The organism is Brucella sp. NBRC 12953, assembly GCF_040369775.1.
Classification (GTDB): Bacteria; Pseudomonadota; Alphaproteobacteria; order Rhizobiales; family Rhizobiaceae; genus Brucella; species Brucella pseudogrignonensis.
Genome location: NZ_BAABSV010000016.1, coordinates 12787 through 38812, shown reverse-complemented (window position 1 = coordinate 38812; position 26026 = coordinate 12787). Strand labels below are relative to the sequence as shown.

Sequence of the window (26026 nt, the reverse complement as noted above, 5' to 3'; positions counted from 1 at the left end):
TGCCGCCAATGGGCCTTCAATGCTGTTGGAGATGCTGTGGTGGCGGATGGTAAACATATGGCAAAAACTATTTTGCCATATGCTGATATCGGAATTGATGTCAGAACTTGCGATTAAAAATGCTCTGGCCAATACTGATTTTGAACTTCCTACGAAATATTCTTCAGTGCTTCTGCTGCGTCACCATCAATTATAAGCCCATTGACGATGCCACTTTTAAGCAGTGCTTTAGCTGCCACTGCCTTTTCTTGACCTGCAATGAGTAGGACGACTTGAATTTTCTGCAGTTCTGAAAAGCCGAGGGCAATCGTTCGTCGATTCATTTCGTGGTCAATTTGATGACCGTCCTTATCGAAGAAGATGCCGTTTGTATCACCAATTGCGCCTGCAGCTCGAAGGCTTTCAAGTTCTGCTTTGCTCAACATGTTTTGGCGACGCAGCAGTGAATCCTCGGTCAACTCGCCGGCGCTGATAAAACATACCGAAGCCGTCCGGGCTATTTCCATGGCATGGGCAACAGAGCGCTGCGAAATCAAAACTTTTCGGTCTTCTGCAGAATCGGCGATAAATGGTACGGGTAGAAAAAAGCCCTGGCCACCGGTGCGCCGCGCGAGCATATGTACAACTTCGAACGGGTTATAAGCAGAGTTTGCTGTCAAAGATCCCATCACTGAGATGAAACGCGCTTGCGGCGAACGCACACCCGCAAGTTGTAATGTCATCTGCTCAATAGTTCGACCCCAACCGGTTCCGATGGTCGCTTCCTGATTATCCGCGAGAAAGTCCTTTAGGTAAGTTGCTGCAGCAACGCCAACGGCACGAAAGGAAACCTGTTTGCGGATTTCGGATGCGGTATCATCGTTTGCGTCGAAGCCAAATGGTGGTGTCGAAATACAAAAATCGAGCTCATACCGCCGCATAAGCTCATTTTCCAGAGGCAATGTTCCTGCGTTCTGATGGTCTATCGATATGCTGACAAGGCCGCTTTCTCTGGCCTCTCCGAGGATTTTATTGACGCGCGCACGCGTTAATCCCAGTCTTAAAGCAGTCGCCTCCTGGTTGAATCCTCCAACGTAATAGAGCCATGCCACGCGTACCATTAGGCTGTCTTCAGATTCACTCATTCGTCCCTCACTTCAATCATCGATCAAAATTACAAATGTAATTCTATTTGACATTTGTAATTTGCCGACGCTTAATACCAAACATTCTGGCGGACAAGAGCGCGAAAGAGCGAACGGGTCAATTGGAATGCGGAGCTGAAGCATTAGCGGAAGGAAAACATCGTTCTCTGGAGGAGCAGAGACCGATGGCCGTATCGCGGCAGTTCAGGAGGATTAGCAAGTCAGTGCGGGGCACGGCTTTTGTTCGTGCATGAGGTCAAGTTCAACAATTTGAAGTTGCGCAGTGGATACAACCACGCCGCTTCGGGGAGGAATAATGGGATCAGGATTTATCAAGAAAACTGTTGCTGTTGCAGCCATGGCCGTGCTGATGGGCACCGCTAGCGCATCGGCGACGAATGTTGCCTGGGTGCATTCCAATGCTGCCGCGCAGTCTGAGCAACGCGCCAAGGCGGGTTTCGACGCCTGGCTGAAGGATACCAATAAAGATTGGAATATCAGTGTGCTGGATAGCGGTGGTTCAGGCGAGCGTACCGCTTCCAATATTCAGGATGCAGCATCGCGCGGCGTTGATGCAATAATCGTGAGCATGTCCGACTTGCGTGCATCGCGTGCCGCTATCGATTCAGCTGTTGCCGCGAAAATTCCGGTCTTCGCGATCGACAGCGGACAGGTTGATGGCGTTCTCGTCGATGTCACCACCAATAATTGGGCAATGTCAGCGAGTGTATCGCCTTATCTGCTCAATGAAATGGGTGGTAAGGGCAACCTCATCTTCCTGCGTATGGCAGAACATCACGGCACGCGTAAGCGCGGTGATATCATGGCTACGGTGTTGAAAGAGTATCCGGAAGTGAAGATCCTTGCAGAGCACAACATCGACTATACCGCTTTCTTTGAAGACACGACCAGTTCCATGCAGGACTATGCTTCGCGGTTTGGTGAAGAAATCAATGCGGTTTGGGCTCCATGGGATGAACCAGCACAGGCGGCAATCAACTCTCTGAATGCGGCCGGTCTGAAGAATGTCAAAGTCATCGGTATCGATGGCCATCCACAGGCAGTCGAGGAAGTCTGCAAGCCGGATAGCCTTATGATTGCAACCGTTTCCCAGCCTTTTGAAAAGATGGGCGCACAGACCGGTGAATGGATTGAAAACATCGTCGTGAAAAAGGAAGATGCGGCAACGGTTATTCCGTCCAAGACCGTCTATCTTGATGCTCCGCTTGTTACAAAGCAGAACTGCAAGGACTTCCTCCCGAAGAAGTAGCTCCCCCAAGCCTGCAACTGGCCGGAACGAGACCGTTCTGCGTTCCGGCCTCTTTTAACTTGATACTTTAATTCGCGGGAGTTCTTCGATGGCCGTGAGCCTTTCGCAGATCGTCATGTCCTATCCTGGAACGCTGGCACTCGATCAGGTCAGTGCCGAATTCCGGTTTGATGAGGTACATGGCCTGATCGGAGAAAATGGTGCGGGAAAGACAACTCTTGTCAGCATTCTCGGTGGTAGCAAAAGCCCGACCTCTGGCAACATTACGATTGATGGCAATGAGGTTAAGCTGGCAAGCGCAGGTGATGCCCTTCGCAAAGGTATTGCGCATGTTTCGCAAGAAGGTAGCCTCGTTCCTGGATTGACTGGCGCGCAGAACATTCTATTGGGCGACGAGCCGCGCATGGGACTTGGCGTTATCGATAAACGCAAGCTGATCGTGCGGGCTGACGAATTGCTCAGGCGCTGGTTTCCGCAGGTGTCGATCGATCTCGATCAGCAGGTCGACATGCTGCCGATGGCAGATCAGAAGATTATCGAAATTGTGCGGGCTCTTCGCGGCAATGTTCGCCTGCTTATTCTTGATGAACCCACGGCAACATTGCCCGCGCGTGAAAAAGAAAGCCTTTGGCAGATCATCAAGACCTTACCGCGGCAAGGCGTTGGTATTGTACTGATCAGCCATTTTCTCTCTGAGATCAAAGCGCTGAGTGACCGTATAACTGTTCTTCGTGATGGAAGGCATATAGCAACGCTAGAGGCGGAAAATTCAAGTGAAGCACAACTTATAGACCTGATGCTTCAGCGTTCGGGCGATAAGAGTGCTACCGAGCTGGATGTCAGTCAAACACGCAATCTCGGCCCAGTGGTTATGGAAGTCAGTGATTGGCAGGCTGGTGGCGTGAGTGTCGATAATTTCGTCATCCGTTCCGGTGAGATTATCGGGCTTATTGGCTTGACGGGGGCAGGGCATTTTGGCTTTGCGCGGTCGCTTTACACAGCAAGTGGGCAGACCGCGGGAACCTGTCGTTTTGATGGCACTTCCATCTCCAGAGTTGATGCGCGAACCATGCAGAAGAAGGGCGTGGCGCTTGTGCCCGACCATCGCATGGAAAATGCACTGATTGGCGATTGGGATGTGCGCGAAAATCTTGCGATGGTCCACCCATCATACGCAACTTTGGGCGGCACCGGCGTATTGTCCATGCGCCGCGAGGCGAGCGAAGCGGACCGCACAATGCAGTTGATGAACGTCAAGGCACATTCACGAAGCCAGTTTGTGAAAGACCTGAGCGGTGGCAACAAACAAAAGGTTTCGATTGGCAAGTGGCTTTACGGCGCTGACGATCATTACCGGTTGATGATTTTCATCGAACCTACAGAGGGAGTGGATATCGGCGCCAAACGCGAGATTCATGCGCAGATGCGCAGACTTGCCGAAAAAGGGATAGCCATTCTCGTAACCTCTTCCGACCTTCTGGAAATAGCCGACGTGGCAGACCGCGTCATCCCATTCGTGAATGGCAAGCCCGGTCCACAGATTGAGCGCAGCGCATTCTCAGAAGCGAAATTTATTGCCGCAATGGCAGGAGTTACCCAATGAATGCCCGATCTTCAGCGGTCTCACCGCAATCATCCCGTCATGCCCAGAGCTTCGGTAAAAAGCTCAAAGGCGAGTGGCTGCTGAAATACAGTACGCTCTTTGTGCTTTTCCTATTGTTTGCGGGCTTTTCACTGACCGTTGACCGCTTCCTCACGGCAAACAATCTGCTCAATATTATCCAGCAGATTTCGATGCTTACCATCGTTGGTGCAGGCCTGACATTTGGCTTTGCAGCGCGAGAAATGGACCTTTCGGTCGGTTATATGGTTGGTATGGCAGGCATTCTGGTACCGCTGATGCTGGTTGCCGGATTTCCGTTGCCAGTTGCTTTGCTTGCTGGTCTTGGTGCCGGTCTGGTCGTGGGTTCGGTCAATGCTGCACTGGTTACGCTGGTGGGGGTTCCGTCACTGATCGCCACGCTTGCGATTGGCTCTATTCTCTACGGTATCAATTTTCTGATGACGGGCGGACGAGCAATTTATGGCGGGCTTCCTGCGAGTTATCTCTGGCTTGGTCAAGGACAACTCTTTGGCATCCCGGTGCTTGCCTATGCTATGGTGATAGTTGTTTTCGTGGCCTGGTTCTTGATGGAACGAACCGTTTTCGGTCGTTACATTTATGCGGTGGGCGGAAACCTTAAAGCAGCAGAACTTTCCGGCGTGAATGGTCGCTTCTATCGCGCTGCCGCTCTTGTGGTCTGCTCAATTTTTGCAGCTGTTGCAGGTGCGCTTCTTGCAGCGCGCTTGGGGTCCGGTCAGCCCAATGCAGGCGAACGTTATCTGCTTGATGGTCTTGCTACAGTATTTATTGGAATGACCATGTTCCGCCCGGGCACTGCAACAATTGCAGGGACCTTCTTCGGCGCGCTTTTCATCGGCGTCATCAATAATGGCCTGAACCTTATTGGCATGGACACATACATCCAGAGCATCGTGAAGGGCCTGATCATTCTCGTGGCGGTCGCAGTTGTTTCGCGAACCACCAAACTGAAGCTCCTTTGAGGAACTGCGTTAGGCATTGAACCAAACATCATGAAAAACTTGAAACAGACAAGTCTGTCGGAGGCGCGCGTGCAAAATCCGAGTAACTCTAATCTTCTCGAACTATACCGGACGATGCGGCGTATCCGCACCTTTGAAGAACGCGTTGGTGAATTGTTCGTACGTGGCCAGACGGCGGGTTCGATGCTTCACCTTTCCATTGGTGAAGAGGCAGCCGCTGCCGGTGTATGTGCTGCTATGCAGCCGCAGGACACTTTCACGACCCATCATCGCGGCCATGGTATTTTTCTTGCGCGCGGTGCTGACCCCAAACAGATGATGGCGGAAATCGGTGGCAAGGAAACCGGTTACTGCCATGGTAAGGGTGGTTCCATGCATATTGCCGACATGGCGCTTGGACATCTTGGCGCCAATGCCATTGTTGGTGGTGGAATTCCATCTGTTGTTGGTGCAGGCCTTTCCAGCAAATACCTCAAGAAAAACTCTGTTTCGATCGCCTTTTTTGGCGATGGTGCGATGCAGCAGGGCATTCTCTATGAGAGCATGAATATGGCAGCGCTTTGGGGCCTGCCGGTCGTGTTTGTTTGCATCAACAATCAGTATGGTATGGGCACGCGTGTTGATCAGGCGACAGCCAATACAGCGTTTGACCAGCGCGCGCATGCATTCGGTCTTAACGGGGCCGTCGTGGATGGCATTGATGTTGAAGAAGTAAAAAGTGTTGCACAGGGACTGATTGATGATGCTCGCCTTGGCAAGCCAGGTTTCCTGTCAGTGACCTGCTACCGTTTCTTTGGTCATGCGCGCATGGACAAGAGTCCATATCGCGCGGAAGCGGAAGAGACAGAAGGTCGGAAGAAAGATCCGGTAAAGTTCACACGGGATAGGCTGATGGCGGAAGGTCTGGCACCAGAAACTGACCTCGACGCGATGGATAGTGGCATCACGGCCGAAATGGATGCGACTATTGATTTTACCGTGGAATCCAAAGCGCCTCCACTCACTTCCATGTTCAGAGATGTCTATGCGGTTGGCGAACCAGAGCCGGAACCCGTCCGCACTCGTATTGATCGCGTACTTTCCAGGGATGAAGCATAATGGTTGCCATGACTTACCGCGATGCGCTGCGTAAGGCGCTGGATGATGCCATGGCTGAAGACAACACCATTGTTGTGATCGGCGAAGAAGTGGGCCGTTATGGTGGTGCCTACGGCGTTACAAAAGACTTGATCGGTAAATATGGAGCGGACCGGCTTATCGACACCCCGATTTCCGAGCCAGCAATCATTGGTGCAGCCGTGGGTGCAGCGATGACCGGGCTGCGTCCTGTTGCGGAACTCATGTATATCGATTTCCTTGGCATGACCATGGATCAGCTTGCCAATCAGGCTGCCAAAATCCGCTATATGTTTGGCGGACAGATTGGCGTGCCGATGGTTCTTCGCACGCAAGGGGGTACCGGTCGTTCGGCAGGCGCGCAGCATTCACAAAGTCTGGAAGCATGGATCATGCATACGCCGGGCCTTCGGCTTGTTATGCCTGCGACTGTACAGGATGCCTATCATCTGCTGCGCCAGAGCCTCACGAAACCTGATCCGGTGGTCTTCATTGAGCACAAAGCGCTTTATACGCGCAAGGAAGAGGTCGACCTTGATGCAGAGCCGCTGGAATGGGGCAAGGCAGCAGTACGACGTACAGGTAAGGATCTCGTTATCGTCACTTATTCGCGCCAGCTGCACTACGCGATGGATGCGGCTGAAAAACTTGCTTCCAAGGGTATTGAAGCGACGGTTATCGATCTTCGTACGCTCAACCCGCTCGATTTTGACACGGTGCGCGAACACGTCGAGCGTGTCGGCAAGGCCATGGTTGTATCTGAAGGCGTGATGACGGCGGGTGTAGCGGCAGAGCTTTCGGCACGCATTACGGAAGAGTGCTTCGATTATCTCGAGCAGCCTGTCGTGCGTGTGGCAGGTGAAGACATTCCAATTTCAGTCTCGCAGGATCTGGAAGCCGGAAGTGTGCCGACAGCAGACCTGATCCGTTCGGTCGCAGAGAGAATGCTGTCATGACAGAACGTATTCTCAAAATGCCACGTCTGGGTGAAACGATGGAAGAAGGCAAGATTGTCGGCTTTCTCGTGAATCCCGGCGATAGTTTCAAACGTGGCGATTCAATCATCGAGATCGAAACAGACAAAACCGTTGCAGAGTTTCCAGCTCTTGGGGACGGTACACTGCATGAGTGGATCGGATCTGTTGGAGATCATGTGGTGGTTGGTGCGCCGCTGGCGCGTATCGACATAGGCGTTGGTCCCGACTGGACAGATGAGGGTGGTGAAAGCACGCCCGTTTCGGAAGCGTCCACCGACGATTTTGTCGTAACTGAGCTGGATATGCCGCGCCTCGGGGAAACGATGGAAGAGGGGCGCATTGTCCGTTGGCTAAAGGCTGCAGGCGATAGCTTCGAGCGTGGCGAAGCCGTTCTCGAAATTGAAACAGACAAGACGGTCGCAGAATTTCCTGCGCTGGTCGGCGGTAAGATCGTCGAAATCCTGCGTCAGAAAGGCGATATGGTAACGGTTGGCGGCGCTATAGCCCGCATCGAGGTTGCGGCCGGTGCTGCCACCTTGAAGCCGGACGCCCCCGCCGTTGAAACAGTTGCAGCATCAGCTGTGCCAATAGTGTCCAGCGCAGCTGTTGCAAGACAAGCGGGAAGGGATAAGCGTGTTCGTGCGACACCCCTTGCACGCCGGATAGCGCGTGTCAAAGGTATCGATATCCAACTTCTTTCCGGCACGGGTCGTAGGGGCCGAGTTGAAAAAGAGGACGTACTCGCTGCCTCCAGTAATGCTCTGCCAAAAGGTGATGTACAGTTTGTCGAACTCGGACGTGGTCGTATTGCGTATAGCGACCAGGGTTCAAAGTATGCGCCGACCTTCCTGCTTCTGCATGGATTTTCTGGAGATCGCACCACATGGAGCGGTATCGCTTCAGGTTTGCGCCGGGCAAATTTCCGCGTTATTGCGCCCGATCTTCCCGCGCATGGTCTGACAACGATTGAAGCGGGGCATATCGATCAACTAAGCGATTTTCTGTCGGAGTTTCTCGACGCGGTGTCCGTTAAGAACGTGCATGTAGTCGCTCACTCCCTAGGCGCTATTGCAGCAACGGATTTTGCACAGACCCATGCTGAGCGCGTTTCGGGGCTAACGCTTATTGCGCCAGCTGGTCTTGGTTCCGAAATCGATGCAAGTTTCATTTCCGGCATGGCGAATGCCACGACAGCTGGTGAGGTGACGCATCTGCTCAGGCGCGTTGCGGCCAAACCTGTTGAGCTTTCGCCCGAACTTGCGGCCGACTTTGCGCGCACAATGAGCAAAGGCCGTCTCAAGGCACTTGCGGAAACCATTATCGGATCATCAGGGCAGCGTATCGATATTATCACATCACTGGATAAGCTTTTGCGTTCAATGTCCGTGAGAGTTCTTGTTGGTCTTCAAGACCGCATTATCCCGTGGCAGCAGGTGACATCGTTGCCACCTTCAGCGAGTGTCCACTTCTTCGCTCAATCCGGCCATATGCCGCAATGGGATCAAACGAAAGATGTGCTGGATCTCATCTTGAGCTCTACAGGAGAGGCCGATGACTGATGTAAAAGCAAAACTCAAAGAAGCTCAATCACGGCTTGGTGCTTTTGCCAAGGCAACGCCCGAGCTCATGTCAGGCTTTGCCAAGGTCAGCAAGACAGCAACTGCTGCGGGTCGTTTCTCCTCCGCTCAACGTGAGTTGATTGCGGTGAGCATTGCTGTCGCCAAAGGGTGCGAGGACTGCATTCTATATCATGTCGATGCCGCTATCCGCCATGGTGCAGCAGAAGTGGAACTGCTCGAAGCATTGGAAGTAGCTGTCGAAATGGGAGGCGGTCCAGCAGTTATGTATGCGGGCAAAGCACTCGAGGCATTTCGCAATTTGAGTTGAGTTTAGGGCAAAGCAAAGGTTGGAGGCGCTTTTGCATTTGCTTCGGGAGGAATTGAATGGCTTATTTTCTCACCGCCGACGGAGGCACGGAAAGTATCCGCGCGCGGGTTTACGATTTGTCGGGCGTATGCCTTGCCAGTGCTGCAGTTCCATATGAAACCAAGTTTTCCAGCGGTGCACGAGCTGAACAAAATCCAGAAGATTGGTGGAGCTCCTTCGTTCAGGCCGCACGCAAAGTGATATCAGAATCCGCAATTGATCCGGCTGCGATCGAAGCGATAACGCTTGCCACAACAAGCTGCACGGTTGTTGCGCTCGACGCTGACGGACAGCCTCTGCGTCCATCGATTATCTGGATGGATGTTCGCGCTAGCTCAGAAGCGGAAGCTGTATTGGCGACGGGCGATCAGGCGCTCAAAGCCAATGGCGGTGGCCAAGGGCCTGTCTCGGCGGAATGGATGATCCCCAAGGCACTCTGGATTGCACGCAATGAGCCGGAGGTTTTCGCGAAGGCCGAAACGATCTGCGAGTATCAGGATTTTATGACTTTGCGCCTGACTGGCGAAAAAGCAGCAAGTCTCAACAACGCGTCGCTGCGCTGGCATTATTCGACCGATCGCGGCGGTTTCCCCACTACGATGCTGCAAAAACTGGGGCTCGAAACCTTATTGCATAAATGGCCATCGCGTGTGGTCGCGCCGGGCGAGGTAGTCGGTACGCTTTGTGCATCTGCAGCCTCCGAACTTGGTCTCAGCCAGAAGGTGAAACTGGTTCAGGGTGGGGCTGATGCACTGATTGGCATGATCGGCCTTGGTGTTGCCAAACCCGGTCAGCTTGCTCTCATAACCGGGTCGTCGCATCTGCAGTTTGGTGTTTCGGACAAACCACTCCATGCCCCCGGTATTTGGGGTAGTTATCCGGATATGCTCTATCCGGGGCGCTACGTGATCGAGGGTGGCCAAACATCAACCGGTTCGATTATCGCATGGCTGGGCCGCATGATGAACGGTACAATGAATATGGAAGAATTGAACCGTAAGGCTGCGGCTCTTGAACCGGGTGCTGACGGACTTCTGGTACAAGACCATTTTCAGGGCAATCGCACGCCTTATACCGATGCTCTGTCGCGTGGGGCAATTGTCGGTCTGACACTTGCACATGAGCCGCATCATATCTTTCGGGCGATTATGGAAGGCATCAGTTTCGGCACTCGCGCAATTCTCGATGCCATGGCAGATGCTGGTTATCGCGGACAGGAAATCACCGTTGGCGGCGGAGCAAGTGCCTCTCCGCTCTGGTTGCAGATACATGCTGATACGGCTGGCTTGCCTGTTTGTGTGCCGCAGTCACGCGACGCGCCATCGGTGGGGGCTGCGGTTCTGGCGGCCCATGGTGCGGGATATTTCGCCACTATCGATGACGGAATCGCCGCGATGGTGAAGCCCGGAACGCGTATAGAACCGCGTCCGCGCGAAGCAGCGATCTATAACGAGATTTACCAGCAGTATCGCGCTTTGTACCCGGCGCTGAAATCTGTTCACGCGGCCTGAAATCAATTGGGGAGAGACTATTGCTCAAGGATTTCGAACTTACAGATAAGCTTGCAGTCATTACCGGTGGAGCCAAAGGCATAGGCCGCGCTATTGCGCAGTTGTTCGTTGAAGCGGGAGCAACTGTTGTCATAACCGACCGTGATGAAGCAGCAGGTAAGGCGGCCGTTGCAGAGCTCAACACGTTAAGAGCTGCCTCGGCAAGCCTTTATATCCTTGATGTAACGGATAAGGATGCAGTCGAACGCGCCGCAGAAGCTATTTCCCGCCAAAATGGTTGTCCGCATATATTGGTGAATAATGCGGGCATCGTCAAAAATGCCCCGGTTGCCGAAACTGAGGAAGCTGACTGGCGAGCCGTAATCGATGTCAATTTAAATGGCGTATTCTTCTGTGCGCAGGCGTTCGGAAAGCGTATGGCTGCAGCCGGCCGTGGTGCGATCGTCAATATTTCATCCATGTGCGGTGAGATCGTTGTCTATCCGCAGCCGCAGGTCGCGTACAATGCTGCTAAGGCAGGTGTCAATCTCATCACCAAATCGCTTGCAGTCGAATGGGCCAAGCATGGCGTGCGCGTAAATGCGGTCGCACCTGGCTATACGGCGACTGAGCTCACTCTTGCAGGTCGCAGCAACGAAGAGTGGTTTTCGAAATGGCTGGCCATGACACCCCAGGGACGGCTCGGCGAACCGCGTGAAATCGCAAATGCTGTTCTGTTTCTCGCATCCGATGCGGCGAGCTTCGTAACCGGCACGGTGTTGACCGTTGATGGCGGCTATACTGCCCTTTAGTTTCTGGAGGATGAAATGACCGAACAGGCAAAAATAGCACTGGTTACAGGTGCCAGTCGTGGAATTGGACGTGCGATCGCTGTTGGTATGGCCAAGCGCGGCTTTGATGTGGCTATCAACGATATTGAACGTCAGAAAGATGCACTGCGGGACGTTGCAAAAGAAATAGAAGCGAGTGGTCGTCGCGTCTTAACTGTCTATGCCGATGTCAGTAACAAAACCGACGTTGAAACCATGGTCCAGAAGACGGTTGATAATTTTGGCCGCATCGATGCTGTCGTGAACAATGCAGGCATCCTGATTGCAAGCGACGTCGAACATCTTAAAGAAGAACATTGGGACAGCGTTCTTGATGTAAACGCCAAGGGCACATTTCTGGTTGTTCAGGCGGTGTTACCTTTTATGAAGAAGCAGAATTACGGTCGTATCGTGAATATCGCATCGATTGGCGGCAAGCATGGCGCGCCCGAACAGGCGCATTATTCTGCCTCAAAGGCCGCAGTTATGGGGTTCACACGCGTATTGGCGCAAGAGGTTGGAACGTTCGGTATCACTGCAAATTGCATTTGCCCCGGCATAATACTCACCGATATGGGCCGCGTTAATCTAGACGATATTGCGGTGCGCGAGACATGGCAGGAAAAAACAGCCATGCGACGGATCGGTGATCCTGAAGATGTAGTAGGGCCGGTTGCATTTCTCGCTTCGGATGATGCAGCGTTTGTTACTGGGCAAAGCCTGAATGTCGACGGCGGTATTGTACTGAGCTAGCAGCGCTGCTGAAAACACCGATTAATTGCTGTCTGTGTGTTGGCGCTTAGCGAATAATGTTTGGCGGCGGTATTTTACGCAAAGACTCAATTATATCGGGGCGCTGCTCTGCAACGGTTGCGACAATTGCTTCGGAAAGAGCGAAAATTGCCGAAGGCGAATTCGGCAAAAAGTCGCTTGTCGCGGTAGCATAAAGCACGACATCTGCCAAAGATGCGAGTGGCGATGTCGGGCTGTCCGTTAAGACCAATATCTTTGCATGTTTGGCACGCGCAGCTTTTGTAAGCTCCAGCGTGCTCTGAGAGTATCTAGGAATGGATATGGCAATCACCACATCGTTCTTACTGATGGAGTTGATGATATTGCTTGAATAAGAACTGGCACCGCGCAGCAGTGCGTTGGTGACACTTTTTTCTGTATAAAGCGCCAACCCCTCTTCGAGATATGCGGCGGCGTAGTGACTGGCTCCGGTTCCAAGAATAATAATTCGTTGGGCCTGGAGTATGGACTGGATAAATTCGTCAGATGAGGCCTGATCAATATTTGATATGGTATCCTGCAGCTTTTCAACACTATCGATAAGCTGGCGGTGCAACGTCGATGTTTTACCAAGAGAGCCGAGATCATTTCCTTGAGAGTTGTGCTTATTGCCCGGAACTGCCTGGAAATCAGAAACGATCTTTTCTCGGAATTCGCTGAAACCGCCATAGCCAGCTGTTTTGACGAAACGCGTAATTGTGGCTGTTGAGCTGCCGCTAGCCTCAGCCACACCTTCAATTGACATGGCGACTACATCCAGAGGTCGCGTCAACACAAAATCCGCGATCTTCTGATGCGACTTGCTGAGAGACGGATAAATCTCTGCCATTCGCTGTGCAAATTCGGACTTGGGACTCAAAGTGTTGGCCATCGATAATTTCCGCAGTTGACGTCTAGAAATTTTCATATAATCTAAAAATGAAAATAATCACATCAAAAAGATGTTTACTCCAAGGGAACAAAGATAATTATGTACAAAACGCTCTTGATAGCTAGCCTTTTTGCGACCACGGTTTTAGGCGGCGCTGCAACTGCTCAGACCCTTAAAGTCGCGCTTTCATCAGAAGCGACCGCTGTTGATCCGCATTACCATGATCTCACCCCGAATAATGCGCTCGCTGCGCATATTTTTGATAGCCTGACGCGTCAGGATGAGAAGCAGAAATTGCACCCGGCTCTGGCCGAATCCTGGGAGAATGATGGAAAAAACAAGTGGACCTTCAAGCTGCGTGAAGGCGTTACCTTCTCCGATGGAACGCCATTTACTGCGGATGATGTTGTTTTTACCTTTTGTCGCACACTGAAGAACGAAACCGCTGTTTCAGGTTCATTTGCTGATATCACGGCGAATTTCGAATCTGTAGAAGCACCTGATGCCAAAACTCTGATTATTACGACAAAGGTTCCTGAGCCGCTGCTTGCGACCTTCATGGGAACAGTGGGTATTTTAAGTTCTTCGATTGTTGACCATGGCAAGATCACGTTCGACCCAGCCAACAATTGCGGTGTTACCGGTGCCTGGCCTGTTGTTGGTGATTTCAACGATGGCAAAAAGACGATCGGAACCGGGCCTTATAAGCTCAAGAATTATGTTAAAGGTTCTGCGATCGAGCTTGAACGCAATGACAAATATTGGGGCGAAAAGGAGCCATGGGAAAGTGTTCGCTTCGTTCCTGTTCCGAATGCTGGAACGCGATTGGCTGGCCTGCTTGCCGGCGATTATGATCTTGTCGAAAACCCGGCAGCCCGTGATTTGACGCGCATCAAGGATGATAAGCGCTTCGTTGCAGAAGTTACCCCGACCACCCGCGTAATCTATTACCAGCTTGATGTTGGCCGTGCGCAAAGCCCTTTTGTGAAATCTGCCGACGGAAAAAATCCTTTGCAGGATGTGCGTGTGCGTGAAGCCATGTCGCTTGCAATTGACCGCAAAGCGATCATCGCCCGCCTGATGGACGGCGCCGCAGAACAGGCAAACGAATTCCTGCCAAAGGGCATGTTCGGCACATTGCCAGATGCGCCCGAACTTCGTTACGATACAGCTGCTGCGAAAAAGCTGCTTGCCGAAGCGGGTTATCCGGACGGGTTCCAACTCACTATTTCGACGACCAATGATCGTTACATCAATGACAGCCAGATCACACAAGCCGTTGCACAATATCTGACCCAAATCGGCATTAAAACCGATGTGGACGCAATGACACGCGCGCTCTATTTCCCACGTCGTTCAAAGAAAGAACTTAGCGTTGCGATCGGTGGGTGGGCGTCGACCAGCGGCGAAGCATCATCATTCCTGCGCCAGTGGCCTGCATCTCCAAATGAAGCGGGTACAATGGGTGGCTCCAACTATGGTGATTACAAAAACCCAGCTTTCGACAAGCTGATTTATCAAGCTGTGGAAACAATGGATGATGACAAACGCTCATCATTGTTGCAGCAGGCAACCACCGAAGTGCTTAAGGATTATGCTTTCATTCCACTGCACTTTGAAAGTGGCATCTGGGCACATAAAGCGGACATCAGTTTTACCGGTCGGTCTGACCAGTTCACGCTCGCAATGTCCGCAAAGCCAGCGAAGTAAATCTCTTCGTTAAGCATCATTCGGGTAAAATGTGATGACTGCATATGCTTTGCAGCGCTTGATCCAAAGCGCTCTGGTGCTGCTCGCCGTTTCGGTTGCCGTTTTCTTTGCCATCTATGGCATTGGGGATCCGATTGAGCTGCTTGTTCCACCGCAGGTCAGCGCCGCCGAAAGGCTGGCGCTGGTCAAAAGACTGGGGCTCGATTTGCCCGTCTGGCAGCAATATTTCACTTTCCTGGGCAATGCCCTGAGGGGTGATCTGGGTACATCCTTTGTGCATGGTGTGCCGGTTGTATCGCTAATCCTGGGTCGGCTTCCTGCTACCTTGGAGCTGGTGCTCCTGTCTATGACCTGTGCGACAATCGTCAGCGTCCCTCTTGGTCTATATGCGGGTCTCAATACAGAAAGTCGTTTCTCGCGCATTGTTATGGCTGGAACGGTCATCGGTTTTTCTCTTCCCAGTTTCTGGAAGGGAATGATGCTCATCCTGTTGTTCAGCGTGGTTCTTGGCTGGCTTCCGACTGCTGGACGAGGCGAGACTGTTGATATTCTGGGGTGCCATACCAGCCTGTTTACCCTTGATGGCCTGCGCCATCTCATTTTGCCAACGCTTAACCTCGCTATTCCAACATCAGCCCTGCTGGTGCGCCTTGTTGCAGCTGGAACTGCAGAAGCGACAAGCCAGGACTATGTCAAATTCGCTCGTGCCAAGGGAGTGCGCCGTAAGCGCATCGTCTTCCGACATATCATGCGCAATATTCTCATTCCCGTCGTGACCGTCGCAGGTATTGAGTTTGGTAGTCTGGTGGCTTTCTCCACCATAACTGAAACCGTATTCTCGTGGCCGGGGATGGGCAAACTCCTAATCGATAGTATCTACCAACTCGATCGTCCCGTTGTCGTAGCTTACGTCATGCTCGCAACGTTGCTCTTTGTCGGCGTCAACTTCCTCGTGGACGTTCTATATGCGGCACTTGATCCGAGGGTGAAGCTTTCGGGAGAATTGGTATGACGAAACCCACCGTTCCCCATTTTGCCAATACACCTTTGCGTAAGCAGGTGCTCAAGCGCATCCGCAATAAGCCAACTATGCGTGGGGCGGCTCTTCTGCTTTCATGTCTCGTTATCCTTGCGATTTTGGCGCCGTTCATCACCTTACAGAACCCCTATGATCTTTCTTCCTTGAGTGTGATGGATAATCGCCTCCCACCTGGTTCATCCAGCATGACCGGTATGACCTACTGGCTTGGTACGGATGCGCAAGGGCGCGATATGGTCAGTGCAATTCTCTATGGTCTACGCACAAGTTTGCTGGTCGGGTTATTGTCCACTCTGGGGGCGATGATTATTGGTGTGACTGCTGGATTGTTTGCAGCCCAGATTGGTGGCTTCGTCGACACGATCATCATGCGCTTTGTCGATTTCATGCTTGGCTTTCCCTCGATCCTTGTCGCGCTTGTACTTCTGGCTTCGGTGGGGCGCGGAATAGATAAGGTGATTTTCGCCATTATCGTGGTTCAATGGGCGCAATATGCGCGCTTAATGCGCGCCTCCGCCATGGTCGAACGGCGCAAGGAATATATTGAGGCTGCTGTCAATTTCGGGTTGCCTACACGCCATATCATGTTGGCGCACCTCCTGCCGAACTCGGTCGGGTCTGTCCTTGTCATGTCCACAATCAGTATTGCAGGTGCCATAACATTAGAGGCCACCCTGTCATTTTTAGGTGTTGGTGTCCCTGTAACTCAACCTTCACTTGGACTTTTGATTGCCAATGGCTTCGAGTATCTGCTGTCCGGTGAATACTGGATTGCAGTGTTTCCCGGTATCGCCCTGGTCCTTCTGATTATTTCGCTGAACTTCGTGGGCGATCGTGTTCGCCGCAGCTTCAACGTGAGGGCCAACGCATGACAGCGCTTCTTGATATTCAGGGGTTGCGGACTGTCTTTCATTTGCTCGGCGGTGCCTGGTCTGCAGTCGATGGAATTGATCTCAAGGTGGAGCGTGGCGAGATTCTCTGCCTGGTGGGTGAGTCAGGTTCCGGAAAGTCCGTTACAGGCTTTTCCATCGTTCAGCTGATCGATGCGCCCGGCGAGATTGTCGAAGGTAAGATACTCTTCAATGGATCCGATCTTCGTATGGTTTCGGACGAAGAATTGCGTTCGCTGCGTGGCGACCGCATTGCCATGATCTTTCAAGATCCGCTTTCCACGCTCAACCCTGTTCTTACTGTCGGAGAACAGATGTTTGAGGCAATTTTCGAGCATCGCAATTGTAGTCGTGAAAAAGCGCGCATAGAAGCGATGGATGCTCTGACAAGAGTTGGTATTTCTTCTCCCGAAGCGCGGCTCAAACAATATCCGCATGAGTTTTCAGGCGGGATGCGTCAGCGCGTGGCGATTGCCATAGCCTTGCTTAATAGCCCTGACCTTATTATTGCCGATGAGCCAACTACCGCATTGGATGTCACCATACAAAGTCAGATCCTTTATGAGGTTCAGAAGCTTGCGCGCCAAACAGGAACAGCAGTCTTGTGGATTACGCACGATCTGGCTGTCGTCGCCGAGTTGGCTGATCGTGTTGCGGTCATGTATGCGGGGCAGATTGTCGAGAGCGGTTCGGTGGATGATGTGCTCGATAATCCCATGCATCCCTACACACTTGGCCTGTTGAGTTCTTCAACCGGCATGGTTCAGCCGGGCGAGCGTCTTCACCAAATCAATGGAAATGCACCCCGGATTGATGCACGACCATCGGGATGTCCGTTTAGAACGCGTTGTGATCGCGTTATCGACGTTTGCACAACGATTTATCCGGAAAAGCAGCATCTAAGTGATCATAGCTTCCGTTGCCACAACCCGGTTGCGACCCTGGAGGTAATCTCGTGAGCGACATTCTGTTCGAGATGAAGGGTGTGCGTAAATATTTTGAATCCAGAACAACGACTGCGGAAAAACTACTCAGTCTTGCCGGTAAAAAGCAGCCAAATCGGCTTTTGCGTGCTGTTGATGGTGTTGATCTCAGTGTCCGGCAAGGTGAGGTTCTTGGGCTGGTAGGAGAATCTGGTTGCGGTAAGTCTACGTTGGCGCGCATGGCGACCGGCATCCATAAGTCGACTGCTGGCAACGTCATTTACAGGGACAAAAACGTCGCCGACTTACGGAACCGGGAAAAGCTCGACTTCCTGCTTAAAGTGCAGATGATTTTTCAGGACCCATTCGCATCGCTTGATCCAAGAATGAAGGTTCATGAGATTGTTGCAGAAGCGCTGAAGGTTCACAAACTAGCGCCAAAAAACCAGATATCTGGAATGGTAGACCGCGCACTGGAAGAGGTCGGTCTTGATATCGCTTATCGCGAACGCTATCCGCATCAATTTTCCGGTGGTCAGCGACAGCGTATCGGCATTGCGCGTGCGCTCGCTGTCAAACCGGATTTTCTTGTTTGCGATGAGCCTGTTTCTGCGCTCGACGTCTCTATCCAGGCGCAGGTCATCAACCTATTTATGGATTTACGTGACCGATACGGCCTGACATATCTTTTTGTCAGTCATGATCTGGGTGTGGTTCGTCACATAAGCGACCGTATTGCGATCATGTATCTTGGCCGAATTGTTGAGATCGGCTCAGCCGCTGACATTTTTGCCAATCCAGCACATCCCTATAGCGCCGCGTTGTTGAATGCTAGCCCGTCTGTCAAACGGCGTAAGCGCAATTTTGAGCCGCTGAAGGGTGATTTACCTTCTCCACTTGCACCACCCAGCGGCTGTCCTTTCCACCCGCGCTGCGCACAGGCCATGTCCGTGTGCCGTGACCATCGTCCCGAGCTTAAAGAAGTCACCTCTCGTCAAAGTGTGGCGTGCCATTTGCATAATCTGGAGTTTCAATGATTACCTCTTCGCTTAATCCAGAAGTCGGGAGAAGCGTTTTGCCTTTTCTCGACAGGTTTCACCCTGATCGCCCATTGGAGGTAAACTTCTACCGACCAGCACACTATAAGCCGGGCAATCCTGTGGTTATTGTGCAGCATGGAATGCTACGCAACGGTGATGAGTACCGGGATTTCTGGATAGCTGCTGCTGAAAAACACGGGCTATTGATTGCTGCGCCAACCTTCTCGGATGCAGCGTTCCCGATGGCTGAAAGCTATAATAATGGGCTTGTTTTAGATTCGGTTGGACGGGTTCGTGACCAGCAGGAATGGTTGTATGGGGTTCCTGCTCGGGTGTTTGCTGCATTGAAAGCATCTGGAGCAACCGACCAGGACAGCGCCTACCTTTATGGCCATTCCGCAGGTGGACAATTTGCACATCGCCTGCTTGCAACGCAGCTGACTTACCCTTTTTGTGCGGTCATCGCTGCAAACCCGGGTTGGTATACATTGCCAGATATGGAGCGATCCTTTCCTGAAGGGATGGGGGGAGTTGGTTTGTCCGATGAACAACTCGCGCGCTGGTTTGCCTATCCAATGCACATATTTGCTGGCGATCAGGATATCGTTGAAGACGATCCGAACCTTCCGTGTCAGCCCGAAGCATTAGCGCAAGGGCCTTCACGTTTTAAGCGTGCGCATTTTGTATATGCTTTTGCGATGGCGCAGGCCAAAAAGCGTGATCTGCCTTTCAATTGGAAACTAATCGACATTCAAGGTGTCGGTCATGACGGCGCTGCAATGTCTCGGGCTGCTGCAGCCTTTTGGTTTGAAGACAGAATTCCGCCTGCAAGTGAACTTGTTTTTGATGACGCAGCGCAGCTCTAGAAGCAGAAGTTGGAATGTGTGATGAATGCAAATAATCGAATAGACCTCTGGCAAAAAGTCGATGATGAAAAAGAACGACTAATCGAGCTGAGTGATCGCGTTTGGGACATGCCGGAGGTGTGCTATACAGAATTTCGTTCCATGGCCGAACATAAAGCGGAGCTTCTGCATCATGGTTTTCGCGTCACGGAAGGGGTGGCAGACATTCCAACCTCTGTTATCGGTGAGGCGGGGCAGGGCGGACCAGTTATCGCATTTCTAGGCGAATTTGATGCGCTTCCCGGTCTCAGCCAAGAGGCAGGCGTGGCCGAGCACAGGCCATTGGAAGTTGGTGGACACGGTCATGGCTGTGGGCATAATCTTCTTGGTTCTGGCGCTATGCTAGCCGCAATTGCGCTCAAGAATTACCTTGCCGAGAAAGGCATTGCTGGGCGCGTACGCTATTATGGTTGCCCTGCAGAAGAGGGTGGCGCGGCGAAAACCTTTATGGTTCGTTCAGGTGTGTTCGACGATGTGGATGTTGCGATCTCATGGCACCCTTACAGTTTCTGGGAAGTTGCGCCAGCACTTTCTCTTGCGAACACGCGTGCAGATTTCACGTTCAAAGGGCGTGCAGCCCATGCCGCAGCTGCACCCCATTTAGGGCGCAGTGCGCTTGACGCGCTTGAGCTGATGAGCGTCGGCGTCAATTATATGCGCGAGCATATGCCATCTGACGCGCGAGTCCACTCTGCAATTCTTGATACAGGTGGTATTGCGCCGAATGTTGTCCAAGCAAATGCGCGTGTTCGATATTCAATCCGCGCAATGGAATTGCAGGACATGCATGATCTTGTTCATCGTGTGCATAAGATTGCGCAGGGTGCAGCCATGATGACTGAGACAACCGTCGAGATGAAAATAGTAAGCGCGGTATCCAATACGTTGGATAATAAGCCGCTGGAACACGCGCTCCACACCGCTATGGATGAATTGGGCGTACCCGATTTTGACAGTCAAGATCGTGCCTTTGCCCGTGAAATTCGGAAGACTTTCTCTGAAAAGGACATAGCCTCGGTCTATAAAGCGATAGGTTTGCCAATAACCGATGAGCCGCTCGCAAACTTCTTAACCCCCGAGAATACCAATCGTAAGCCATTCATCGGGTCGACTGATATAGGTGATGTGAGCTGGGTTGTCCCAACGGTTCAGGTACATGCCCCGACAGTCGCCATCGGTACGCCCTTTCATACGTGGCAGATTGTTGCACAAGGTAAATCACCGGCAGCCCATAAGGCGATGGTGCATGCAGCAAAAGCGATGGCTGCTACTGGACTGAATGTAATAACCGACCCGCTTTTGTTGAAAAATGCGAAAGCAGCGTTGGCAGAACATACGTCCAGAACACCCTACATTTCCCCGCTTGGTTCGGATGTCTCGCCACCATTGGATATGTCACGCGGATAGGTTCTGTCCAAATTCGCAGGGCGATTGGAAATGAATGGTGGTTTTGATGGCTGTGCGGGAGACGATAAAAGTAATCGCTGGTTATCATGCAAAAAGCAATTACAGGGCAAGTCCATTGCCCCGTAATCTCCGTAAAATATAGAATGTCAAAGCGATCCCGAGTGCAGAGAGTACTGTTGCCAGTGTGAACAGATCGGCATATCCAAATTTATCTGCAAGATAACCAGCCACCGAGGAACCAACGAGATAAATCAGCAGTTCGGCACAAGCGAGGATTGTGAAGTCCGTGCCTGGCTGGTCGGAGGAAGATGCTTTCATGAACAGTGAGTAGATCGCGACCAGTTCCATATAGCGCAGAAAGGTTTGGACTGCTGACACAGTCATAGCAATCGTCACACCCGGCCAGATTTCCGCAGCATTGAAGCTGAAAGCAAGGAAGCAGAGGCTGCGCAATAATCCCAGCAGAATGAGCGCTGAGAAAAGCCCTGTCCAGCGGATCAGCAGCGCGGCCAAAACAGCTCCAATCAGACCAGCAGTCGCAGCGGCAGCTCCAGAAAGATAGCCAATCCACGATAGCGGCAGCCCGATATCCACGAGATAGCTGCCTTCCATCCCCCTTACCATGCCTTCGCTCGCCCGATAGGTCAGGGCAAAGCAAAGGATGAGCCACGCATTCGGCTGCTGGAAGAAACGTTTCAGGCTTGCGCGCGGCTTTTCCCGAGACTGCTTCTGATGACTTGTTTCTTGCATCCAGAACCCTGCCAGAAGTGGCAGCAGTGAAAGAGCGGAAACGATGAAAATCGTTGGACGCCAGCCGATCTTGTGAAAGAGAACCAGTGCCAGCGTGCCACCCACGATGACACCAAGCGCTACTGCGCCGGCCTGAATTGCATTGCCGGTGGCGCGTGTTTTGTCGTTAAGATGACGCACAGCATAGCCATCGGTAGCAATATCCTGCAAAGAAGACAGAATCGTTATGCAAAGACAGATCGCAAATAGCGCACCCGCCTGTTGGGGTTCTACGAAAGCCATACAAGCAATGCCGAAAGAGACAAGAAGCTGAGTAACAACGACCCAGCTTCGCCGGTGTCCCCAACTTGCGATCAGCGGATAGCGATCCACCAGCGGTGCGATCGCGAATTTCGCAATCAGAGGGATCATCAGGAGGTAGAAAAGCCCGATAGCCGTGCGCGAGGCACCGCTTTCGCGCATCAGTGGGGGCAATGCGACCAATAGAAGATAGGTCGGGATGCCCTGCGCGAGATAAAGCCCTCCGAGAACGGTATAAAGGCGCGCGTTGGCGCCTTTAGTCTTTGTCGGTAGCATGTCTTGTTGTGCGATCATCAGAAGTTTTTGCTCAAAGCGAGGGCGAAAGTCCTGCCGCGGCCCTTGTAGTCGAAGATTTCTTCAGGTGCGAGTGCCCCATAAAGTGCTTTGGCCCGCGACCCCCAGACAGTGTTATATTCCTTGTTGAACAGGTTGTGCACACCGAAATTCACTGTCATGTCGGCCTTCTCAACGTGATAAGAGCCGATGAGATCAAACAGCGTATAACCTTCGATCTTGTAATCGGAGTTGTCTTCCAGATCGAAGACGTGCTGACCTTGCAAGCGCAGATTAAGTGTTTCATTGCCCCAGCCTATATGGCCACCAAGTTTGGAAACGCTGGCGGAGCCGATCGTATCCTTGACCCAGTCACCATCCTGATCAACTTCGGTACGTACCCATTGGCCCAGAATGCCTACATCGAAGCCATGATTAAGTTTCATGCCCGCTTTGCCTTCGATGCCATAGACCCGACGCTCATTATCCTCAAGCTCGACTGCCAGTGTAGTACGATTGAGTACAATGGAGCGATCGGAGGTGGAGTAGAAACCTGCTGCCTCCAGATTATAGGTGCCATCATCAAGACGGTAGCCGATTTCGAAGGAATTGGTTTTGATCGCTTCAAGAGCAGAGTTTGCGACATTCACGCCACTTAGCAAGGTGTAATGGCCACCCGACAACGAGTAGGCACCATAACCATAGTACTTTGCCGGATCGGGTAGCTCAAAGCCCTGGCTGAAATTTGCATAGACCTGCTGTGTGTTTGTCAGGCTATAGGTTGCGCCGGCGTTGAACAAGAAGGCGTCGTAATCGACCGAGCCGCCGGGAATTGAATCGGCAGAGGTCGCTGTCCCGTTGAGAATAGCGATCTGTTGCGCCGCGCCAACAAAGTCGCCAACTTCCGTTTTAGTGTACTGATAGCGCACGCCGCCATTGAAGGTAAGGCGGTCTGTTGCTTCATAGGAGGCCTCTACGAAGCCAGCGAAGGTGGTAACGTCAATTTTGGGATAAAGGCCGGTGATGCCTGCTGTCTGAAAGTCCATCGCGCCGCTTTGCAGTGCCTTGCTCATATTGAAGATATGTTGGTTTGAAGAAAGTGAATCTCTATCAGCATCAACACCGTAGGTAACACGCAACCCGTCAAGCGGCTCGGAGATGAGTGCGGCCTTCATGCCATAATAATCTGTATCCTGAGCGCTGCCGTAGAAGTAGGTCGAGCTTGGGAACGGATGGAAATTGATCTTCTCGCTGCGATAGAAGCCTTGCAAGAGCAACTGCTGGCCGAAGAAGTCATTATCCGTATAGGTCGCATTTAACATAGACCGACGTGTGCGCGGGTTGAAATCCGAATTATAGCCATCTCGTGTTTCGATGAGGCTTGGATTGCGCAGCCCAGCGAGAAATTGTCCGAAGTAAACGCTATAATCGGATTTCTGCTCGGAGTTAAAGTATTGTCCGCTGACCTCCAGCCGTCTATCTGGGTCAAACTGGAAACCTGCGCTGCCCATAAGATCGATGCGTCGGTTGAAAGCCGTCGAAGTTTGGGTGATGTCAGGCACAACCATTGTACCACCGGCGTCGTAAAACCCACCACTGCGATTACCTGCCAGCGATAATCGGGCGTCCCATGTTTCGCTGTTATAAGTGACAGCTGATGCGCCGTTGCGATCCAGGTCATTGCCAGCGCGAAATCCGCTTTCTATGCCTGCCGTGACCTCGCCATGCAAACCGTCGGGCGCGTCCTTGCCTTTTTTGGTGATGATATTGATGATGCCGCCGGTGGCATTGCCGCCATAGAGCGACGTCGCACCCGAAAGAACTTCGATCCGTTCAATGTTGAATGGATCGATAGAATCAAACTGACGGCTCAGTCCGCGGGCAGAATTCATCGATATCCCGTCGATGAGCACTAGGGCAGTGCGTCCGCGCAGGTTTTGCCCATATGAGGTGCGTGACCCTTGGCTGACCGGATCAAAGCTTGGTATTTCCTGAGCCAAAATCTGCTGGATGGTTTCTCCTGAACGCGCGCGCATCTGGATCTGCTGCGCGTCAACGACATAGACGGTGCGGGCCGTCTCTGAAATCTGTTGTCCACCGCGGCTCCCGGTAATCGTGATGGCGTTCAGAACCGTCCCTTTGCCGGTCTCAGTCTCCGTTTCGGTCGCTGTTTGCGCCAATGCTTGTGCAGCGACGCTGCTGGCCACCACCAAGGCGGCAACCGAAATCCCGAGATATTTGTTGTGCATGAATTTCTCCAAGGACATGAGCAACGCTGTATGTGCCCTACATCCAGTATTTTCTAAAGAGGACTATTCTCATCATGTTTAATTCATTAAAAGACGGATAGCTTGGAGACGAGCGAACCGGGAATGGATTAAAGCGAACCTTGAAGAGTTTTTGCACTGGATATGATGGGAACTGTTAAACCACAAAAATTCGGCAGCGCAGCCTCAAGGGCGACAGATGGGTTGAAGCCCTGCCTTAAGATCCTGCGAGATATGATTGGTATGCCTTCGGTCTCACCGGTTCAGGGTGATCTGTCAAAGGTGCGCGGACTATTTTGGAACCATGGATCGCTGGCGCTTACCACGATCTATTTTCCGCTGATCCACACACGTCTTTCGGCGCCGGGCTCTCGGGATTCAGGCGTCATAATTCTGCGTGCAATGAGTGGTCCGGTTCAAGTGGAGCAGGGACAAATCCGGCTTGATCTAGCAAAAGGCGATGCCATTTTTATGCCATCGGATGTGCCGCTTTCGTTAAGCCTTCCGGAGGGAGGGCGTCTGGATTGCGCTTATCTGCCATCGGCGGCTATCACTCAAATCAAGGCAGAAGTTTCCAGTTTGTTTTGGCAACCGCTCCCTATCACCTATCTGCCTTTTCAACTGCTGGTGACCTATGCGGGTTATCTCTTACAGCAGGAATATCAGACGGAAAGTGATGCCGAGATCATGGTCAATCACTTTTACGAGTTACTACCCATACTGGCAGCAAACTTGAAGGCAGGAAGTAAACAACGGGTTTTGACAGGGCGCATGGGGGCTATAAAAGCCAGGATTGATGCCCGGATCATGGATGCGGGCTTCTCGATAATGGAGCTTGCACAGTCTGAGGGGATAACTGCCCGTGCTATCCAGAAGCTGTTTAAACGAGAGAATACCACATTCTCTCGTTATCTGCTTGAGCGCAGGCTTGATACGGCGAAGTCTGCAATATTGCACAATGATACATCCGCCATCGCAAAAATTGCTTATGGTGTCGGATTTGATGATCCAGCTTATTTCAGCAGGGCGTTTCGCAATTATTACGGCGTCAGTCCATCTGATCTAAGGCGCCAAATCGCGCGCAGCGTATCGGGGTAACGGCCATCGTTACGAGTAATCCGCGATCATGCTCGCCGTTAAGCGGATGCGCGTTTTAGCTTTAGAGCAATTCGACCGAAGCGCATCATGCTTATAATAATAACTATTCAATTATCACGACTGTAAATTCTTGTTCGGCAGTTAGTATTGTGAGGTCATGCTGAAGCGCGACTTTTGCCGTTAGTGGTTACGCATAACGATGTCTGTTCGCGATTAATTTTTGCCGAAAGACTTCTGCTGGCGCTTTGTACCCCAAACGTTTGCGCGCCGTATTGTTGAGCCGATGACAGATGAATGCGAGGTCGTAGCGGCGGGTCAAACGCCATCACTTACTGACGGCATCCGTAATTAATGCCGCTATTTCGGCGGCCATTCTGCTTGTCGGTGCAGACCTTTACGAAAATTGTGAGCCTGACACGGCATC

The 26026-nt window shown here is 52.0% G+C and carries 22 protein-coding genes and 1 pseudogene; 18 read left to right on the top strand and 5 right to left on the bottom strand.

Translation table 11 applies throughout. The features are described 5' to 3' along the window. Window positions 1-149: 149 nt before the first annotated feature. Complete coding sequence (locus tag ABWV94_RS23135; RefSeq protein WP_105519797.1) at window positions 150-1124, bottom strand: sugar-binding transcriptional regulator; 975 nt, start codon at window positions 1122-1124, stop codon at window positions 150-152. 316 nt (window positions 1125-1440) lie between these two features. Here ABWV94_RS23135 and ABWV94_RS23130 point away from each other — a divergent pair, with 316 nt between their 5' ends. The 10 genes from ABWV94_RS23130 (at window position 1441) to ABWV94_RS23085 (ending at window position 12090) form a co-directional block, all read left to right on the top strand. Then, window positions 1441-2394, top strand: coding sequence for a sugar ABC transporter substrate-binding protein (locus ABWV94_RS23130; protein ID WP_353415521.1), 954 nt, complete (start codon window positions 1441-1443; stop codon window positions 2392-2394). An 88-nt stretch (window positions 2395-2482) separates the two neighbouring features. Continuing rightward, window positions 2483-3997, top strand: coding sequence for a sugar ABC transporter ATP-binding protein (locus ABWV94_RS23125; RefSeq protein ID WP_353415520.1), 1515 nt, complete (start codon window positions 2483-2485; stop codon window positions 3995-3997). Further along, the gene (locus ABWV94_RS23120; protein ID WP_007879840.1) at window positions 3994-4998 is read left to right on the top strand and encodes an ABC transporter permease; all 1005 of its coding nucleotides are present in this window, start codon (window positions 3994-3996) and stop codon (window positions 4996-4998) included. Before ABWV94_RS23125 ends, ABWV94_RS23120 begins: the two co-directional genes overlap by 4 nt. 30 nt (window positions 4999-5028) lie before the next feature. Continuing rightward, a complete protein-coding gene (locus ABWV94_RS23115; protein WP_162761686.1) occupies window positions 5029-6096 on the top strand; it encodes a thiamine pyrophosphate-dependent dehydrogenase E1 component subunit alpha in 1068 nt (355 codons plus the stop codon). Continuing rightward, on the top strand, window positions 6096-7070 hold the full coding sequence (locus ABWV94_RS23110) for an alpha-ketoacid dehydrogenase subunit beta (RefSeq protein WP_353415519.1): 975 nt from the start codon (window positions 6096-6098) through the stop codon (window positions 7068-7070). Before ABWV94_RS23115 ends, ABWV94_RS23110 begins: the two co-directional genes overlap by 1 nt. After that, a complete protein-coding gene (locus tag ABWV94_RS23105) occupies window positions 7067-8650 on the top strand; it encodes an acetoin dehydrogenase dihydrolipoyllysine-residue acetyltransferase subunit (RefSeq protein ID WP_353415518.1) in 1584 nt (527 codons plus the stop codon). Before ABWV94_RS23110 ends, ABWV94_RS23105 begins: the two co-directional genes overlap by 4 nt. Continuing rightward, window positions 8643-8978, top strand: coding sequence for a carboxymuconolactone decarboxylase family protein (locus ABWV94_RS23100; RefSeq protein ID WP_007879827.1), 336 nt, complete (start codon window positions 8643-8645; stop codon window positions 8976-8978). The genes ABWV94_RS23105 and ABWV94_RS23100 overlap by 8 nt, the downstream gene beginning before the upstream one ends. A 56-nt stretch (window positions 8979-9034) precedes the next feature. After that, entirely contained in the window at window positions 9035-10528 is a 1494-nt protein-coding gene (locus tag ABWV94_RS23095; protein ID WP_353415517.1) for an FGGY-family carbohydrate kinase, read from the top strand. A gap of 20 nt (window positions 10529-10548) precedes the next feature. After that, window positions 10549-11319 carry an SDR family NAD(P)-dependent oxidoreductase gene (locus ABWV94_RS23090; RefSeq protein WP_353415516.1) on the top strand — a complete coding sequence of 257 codons (771 nt, stop codon included), beginning with the start codon at window positions 10549-10551 and terminating at the stop codon, window positions 11317-11319. A gap of 15 nt (window positions 11320-11334) precedes the next feature. Then, window positions 11335-12090: an SDR family NAD(P)-dependent oxidoreductase gene (locus tag ABWV94_RS23085; protein WP_353415515.1), complete on the top strand. Its 756-nt coding sequence runs from the start codon at window positions 11335-11337 to the stop codon at window positions 12088-12090. 46 nt (window positions 12091-12136) lie between these two features. Here the strand turns inward: ABWV94_RS23085 and ABWV94_RS23080 are convergent, their stop codons facing one another. Next, on the bottom strand, window positions 12137-13000 hold the full coding sequence (locus ABWV94_RS23080; protein WP_353415514.1) for a MurR/RpiR family transcriptional regulator: 864 nt from the start codon (window positions 12998-13000) through the stop codon (window positions 12137-12139). A gap of 99 nt (window positions 13001-13099) precedes the next feature. Between ABWV94_RS23080 and ABWV94_RS23075 the strand changes: the two genes are divergently transcribed. Genes ABWV94_RS23075 through ABWV94_RS23045 form a run of 7 tightly spaced genes read left to right on the top strand, consistent with a single transcriptional unit; the run spans window position 13100 to window position 20914 of the window. Beyond that, a complete protein-coding gene (locus tag ABWV94_RS23075) occupies window positions 13100-14710 on the top strand; it encodes an ABC transporter substrate-binding protein (protein ID WP_353415513.1) in 1611 nt (536 codons plus the stop codon). A 34-nt stretch (window positions 14711-14744) separates the two neighbouring features. Further along, window positions 14745-15722 (top strand): ABC transporter permease, encoded by a 978-nt coding sequence (locus tag ABWV94_RS23070; protein ID WP_353415511.1) that lies wholly within the window; start codon window positions 14745-14747, stop codon window positions 15720-15722. Beyond that, on the top strand, window positions 15719-16621 hold the full coding sequence (locus ABWV94_RS23065; protein ID WP_113496769.1) for an ABC transporter permease: 903 nt from the start codon (window positions 15719-15721) through the stop codon (window positions 16619-16621). The genes ABWV94_RS23070 and ABWV94_RS23065 overlap by 4 nt, the downstream gene beginning before the upstream one ends. After that, window positions 16618-17598 carry an ABC transporter ATP-binding protein gene (locus ABWV94_RS23060; RefSeq protein WP_113496768.1) on the top strand — a complete coding sequence of 327 codons (981 nt, stop codon included), beginning with the start codon at window positions 16618-16620 and terminating at the stop codon, window positions 17596-17598. The genes ABWV94_RS23065 and ABWV94_RS23060 overlap by 4 nt, the downstream gene beginning before the upstream one ends. Continuing rightward, window positions 17595-18599 (top strand): ABC transporter ATP-binding protein, encoded by a 1005-nt coding sequence (locus tag ABWV94_RS23055; protein ID WP_353415510.1) that lies wholly within the window; start codon window positions 17595-17597, stop codon window positions 18597-18599. The genes ABWV94_RS23060 and ABWV94_RS23055 overlap by 4 nt, the downstream gene beginning before the upstream one ends. Continuing rightward, window positions 18596-19468: an alpha/beta hydrolase family protein gene (locus ABWV94_RS23050; protein ID WP_353415509.1), complete on the top strand. Its 873-nt coding sequence runs from the start codon at window positions 18596-18598 to the stop codon at window positions 19466-19468. Before ABWV94_RS23055 ends, ABWV94_RS23050 begins: the two co-directional genes overlap by 4 nt. A 21-nt stretch (window positions 19469-19489) precedes the next feature. Then, a complete protein-coding gene (locus ABWV94_RS23045) occupies window positions 19490-20914 on the top strand; it encodes a M20 family metallopeptidase (protein WP_353415508.1) in 1425 nt (474 codons plus the stop codon). A gap of 99 nt (window positions 20915-21013) precedes the next feature. On the opposite strand, the gene ABWV94_RS23040 is transcribed toward ABWV94_RS23045, so the two are convergent. Both ABWV94_RS23040 and rhtA read right to left on the bottom strand, forming a co-directional pair. Further along, window positions 21014-22258 (bottom strand): RhtX/FptX family siderophore transporter, encoded by a 1245-nt coding sequence (locus ABWV94_RS23040; protein WP_113496765.1) that lies wholly within the window; start codon window positions 22256-22258, stop codon window positions 21014-21016. Then, window positions 22258-24486 (bottom strand): TonB-dependent siderophore receptor RhtA, encoded by a 2229-nt coding sequence (gene rhtA, locus ABWV94_RS23035; RefSeq protein ID WP_353415507.1) that lies wholly within the window; start codon window positions 24484-24486, stop codon window positions 22258-22260. Before rhtA ends, ABWV94_RS23040 begins: the two co-directional genes overlap by 1 nt. A 162-nt stretch (window positions 24487-24648) precedes the next feature. On the opposite strand from rhtA, the gene ABWV94_RS23030 reads away from it, so the two are divergent. Further along, the gene (locus tag ABWV94_RS23030) at window positions 24649-25602 is read left to right on the top strand and encodes a helix-turn-helix transcriptional regulator (RefSeq protein WP_113496763.1); all 954 of its coding nucleotides are present in this window, start codon (window positions 24649-24651) and stop codon (window positions 25600-25602) included. A 187-nt stretch (window positions 25603-25789) separates the two neighbouring features. Here the strand turns inward: ABWV94_RS23030 and ABWV94_RS23025 are convergent. After that, a pseudogene (locus tag ABWV94_RS23025) lies at window positions 25790-25906 on the bottom strand (IS30 family transposase); the annotation flags it as partial. Window positions 25907-26026: the final 120 nt, after the last annotated feature.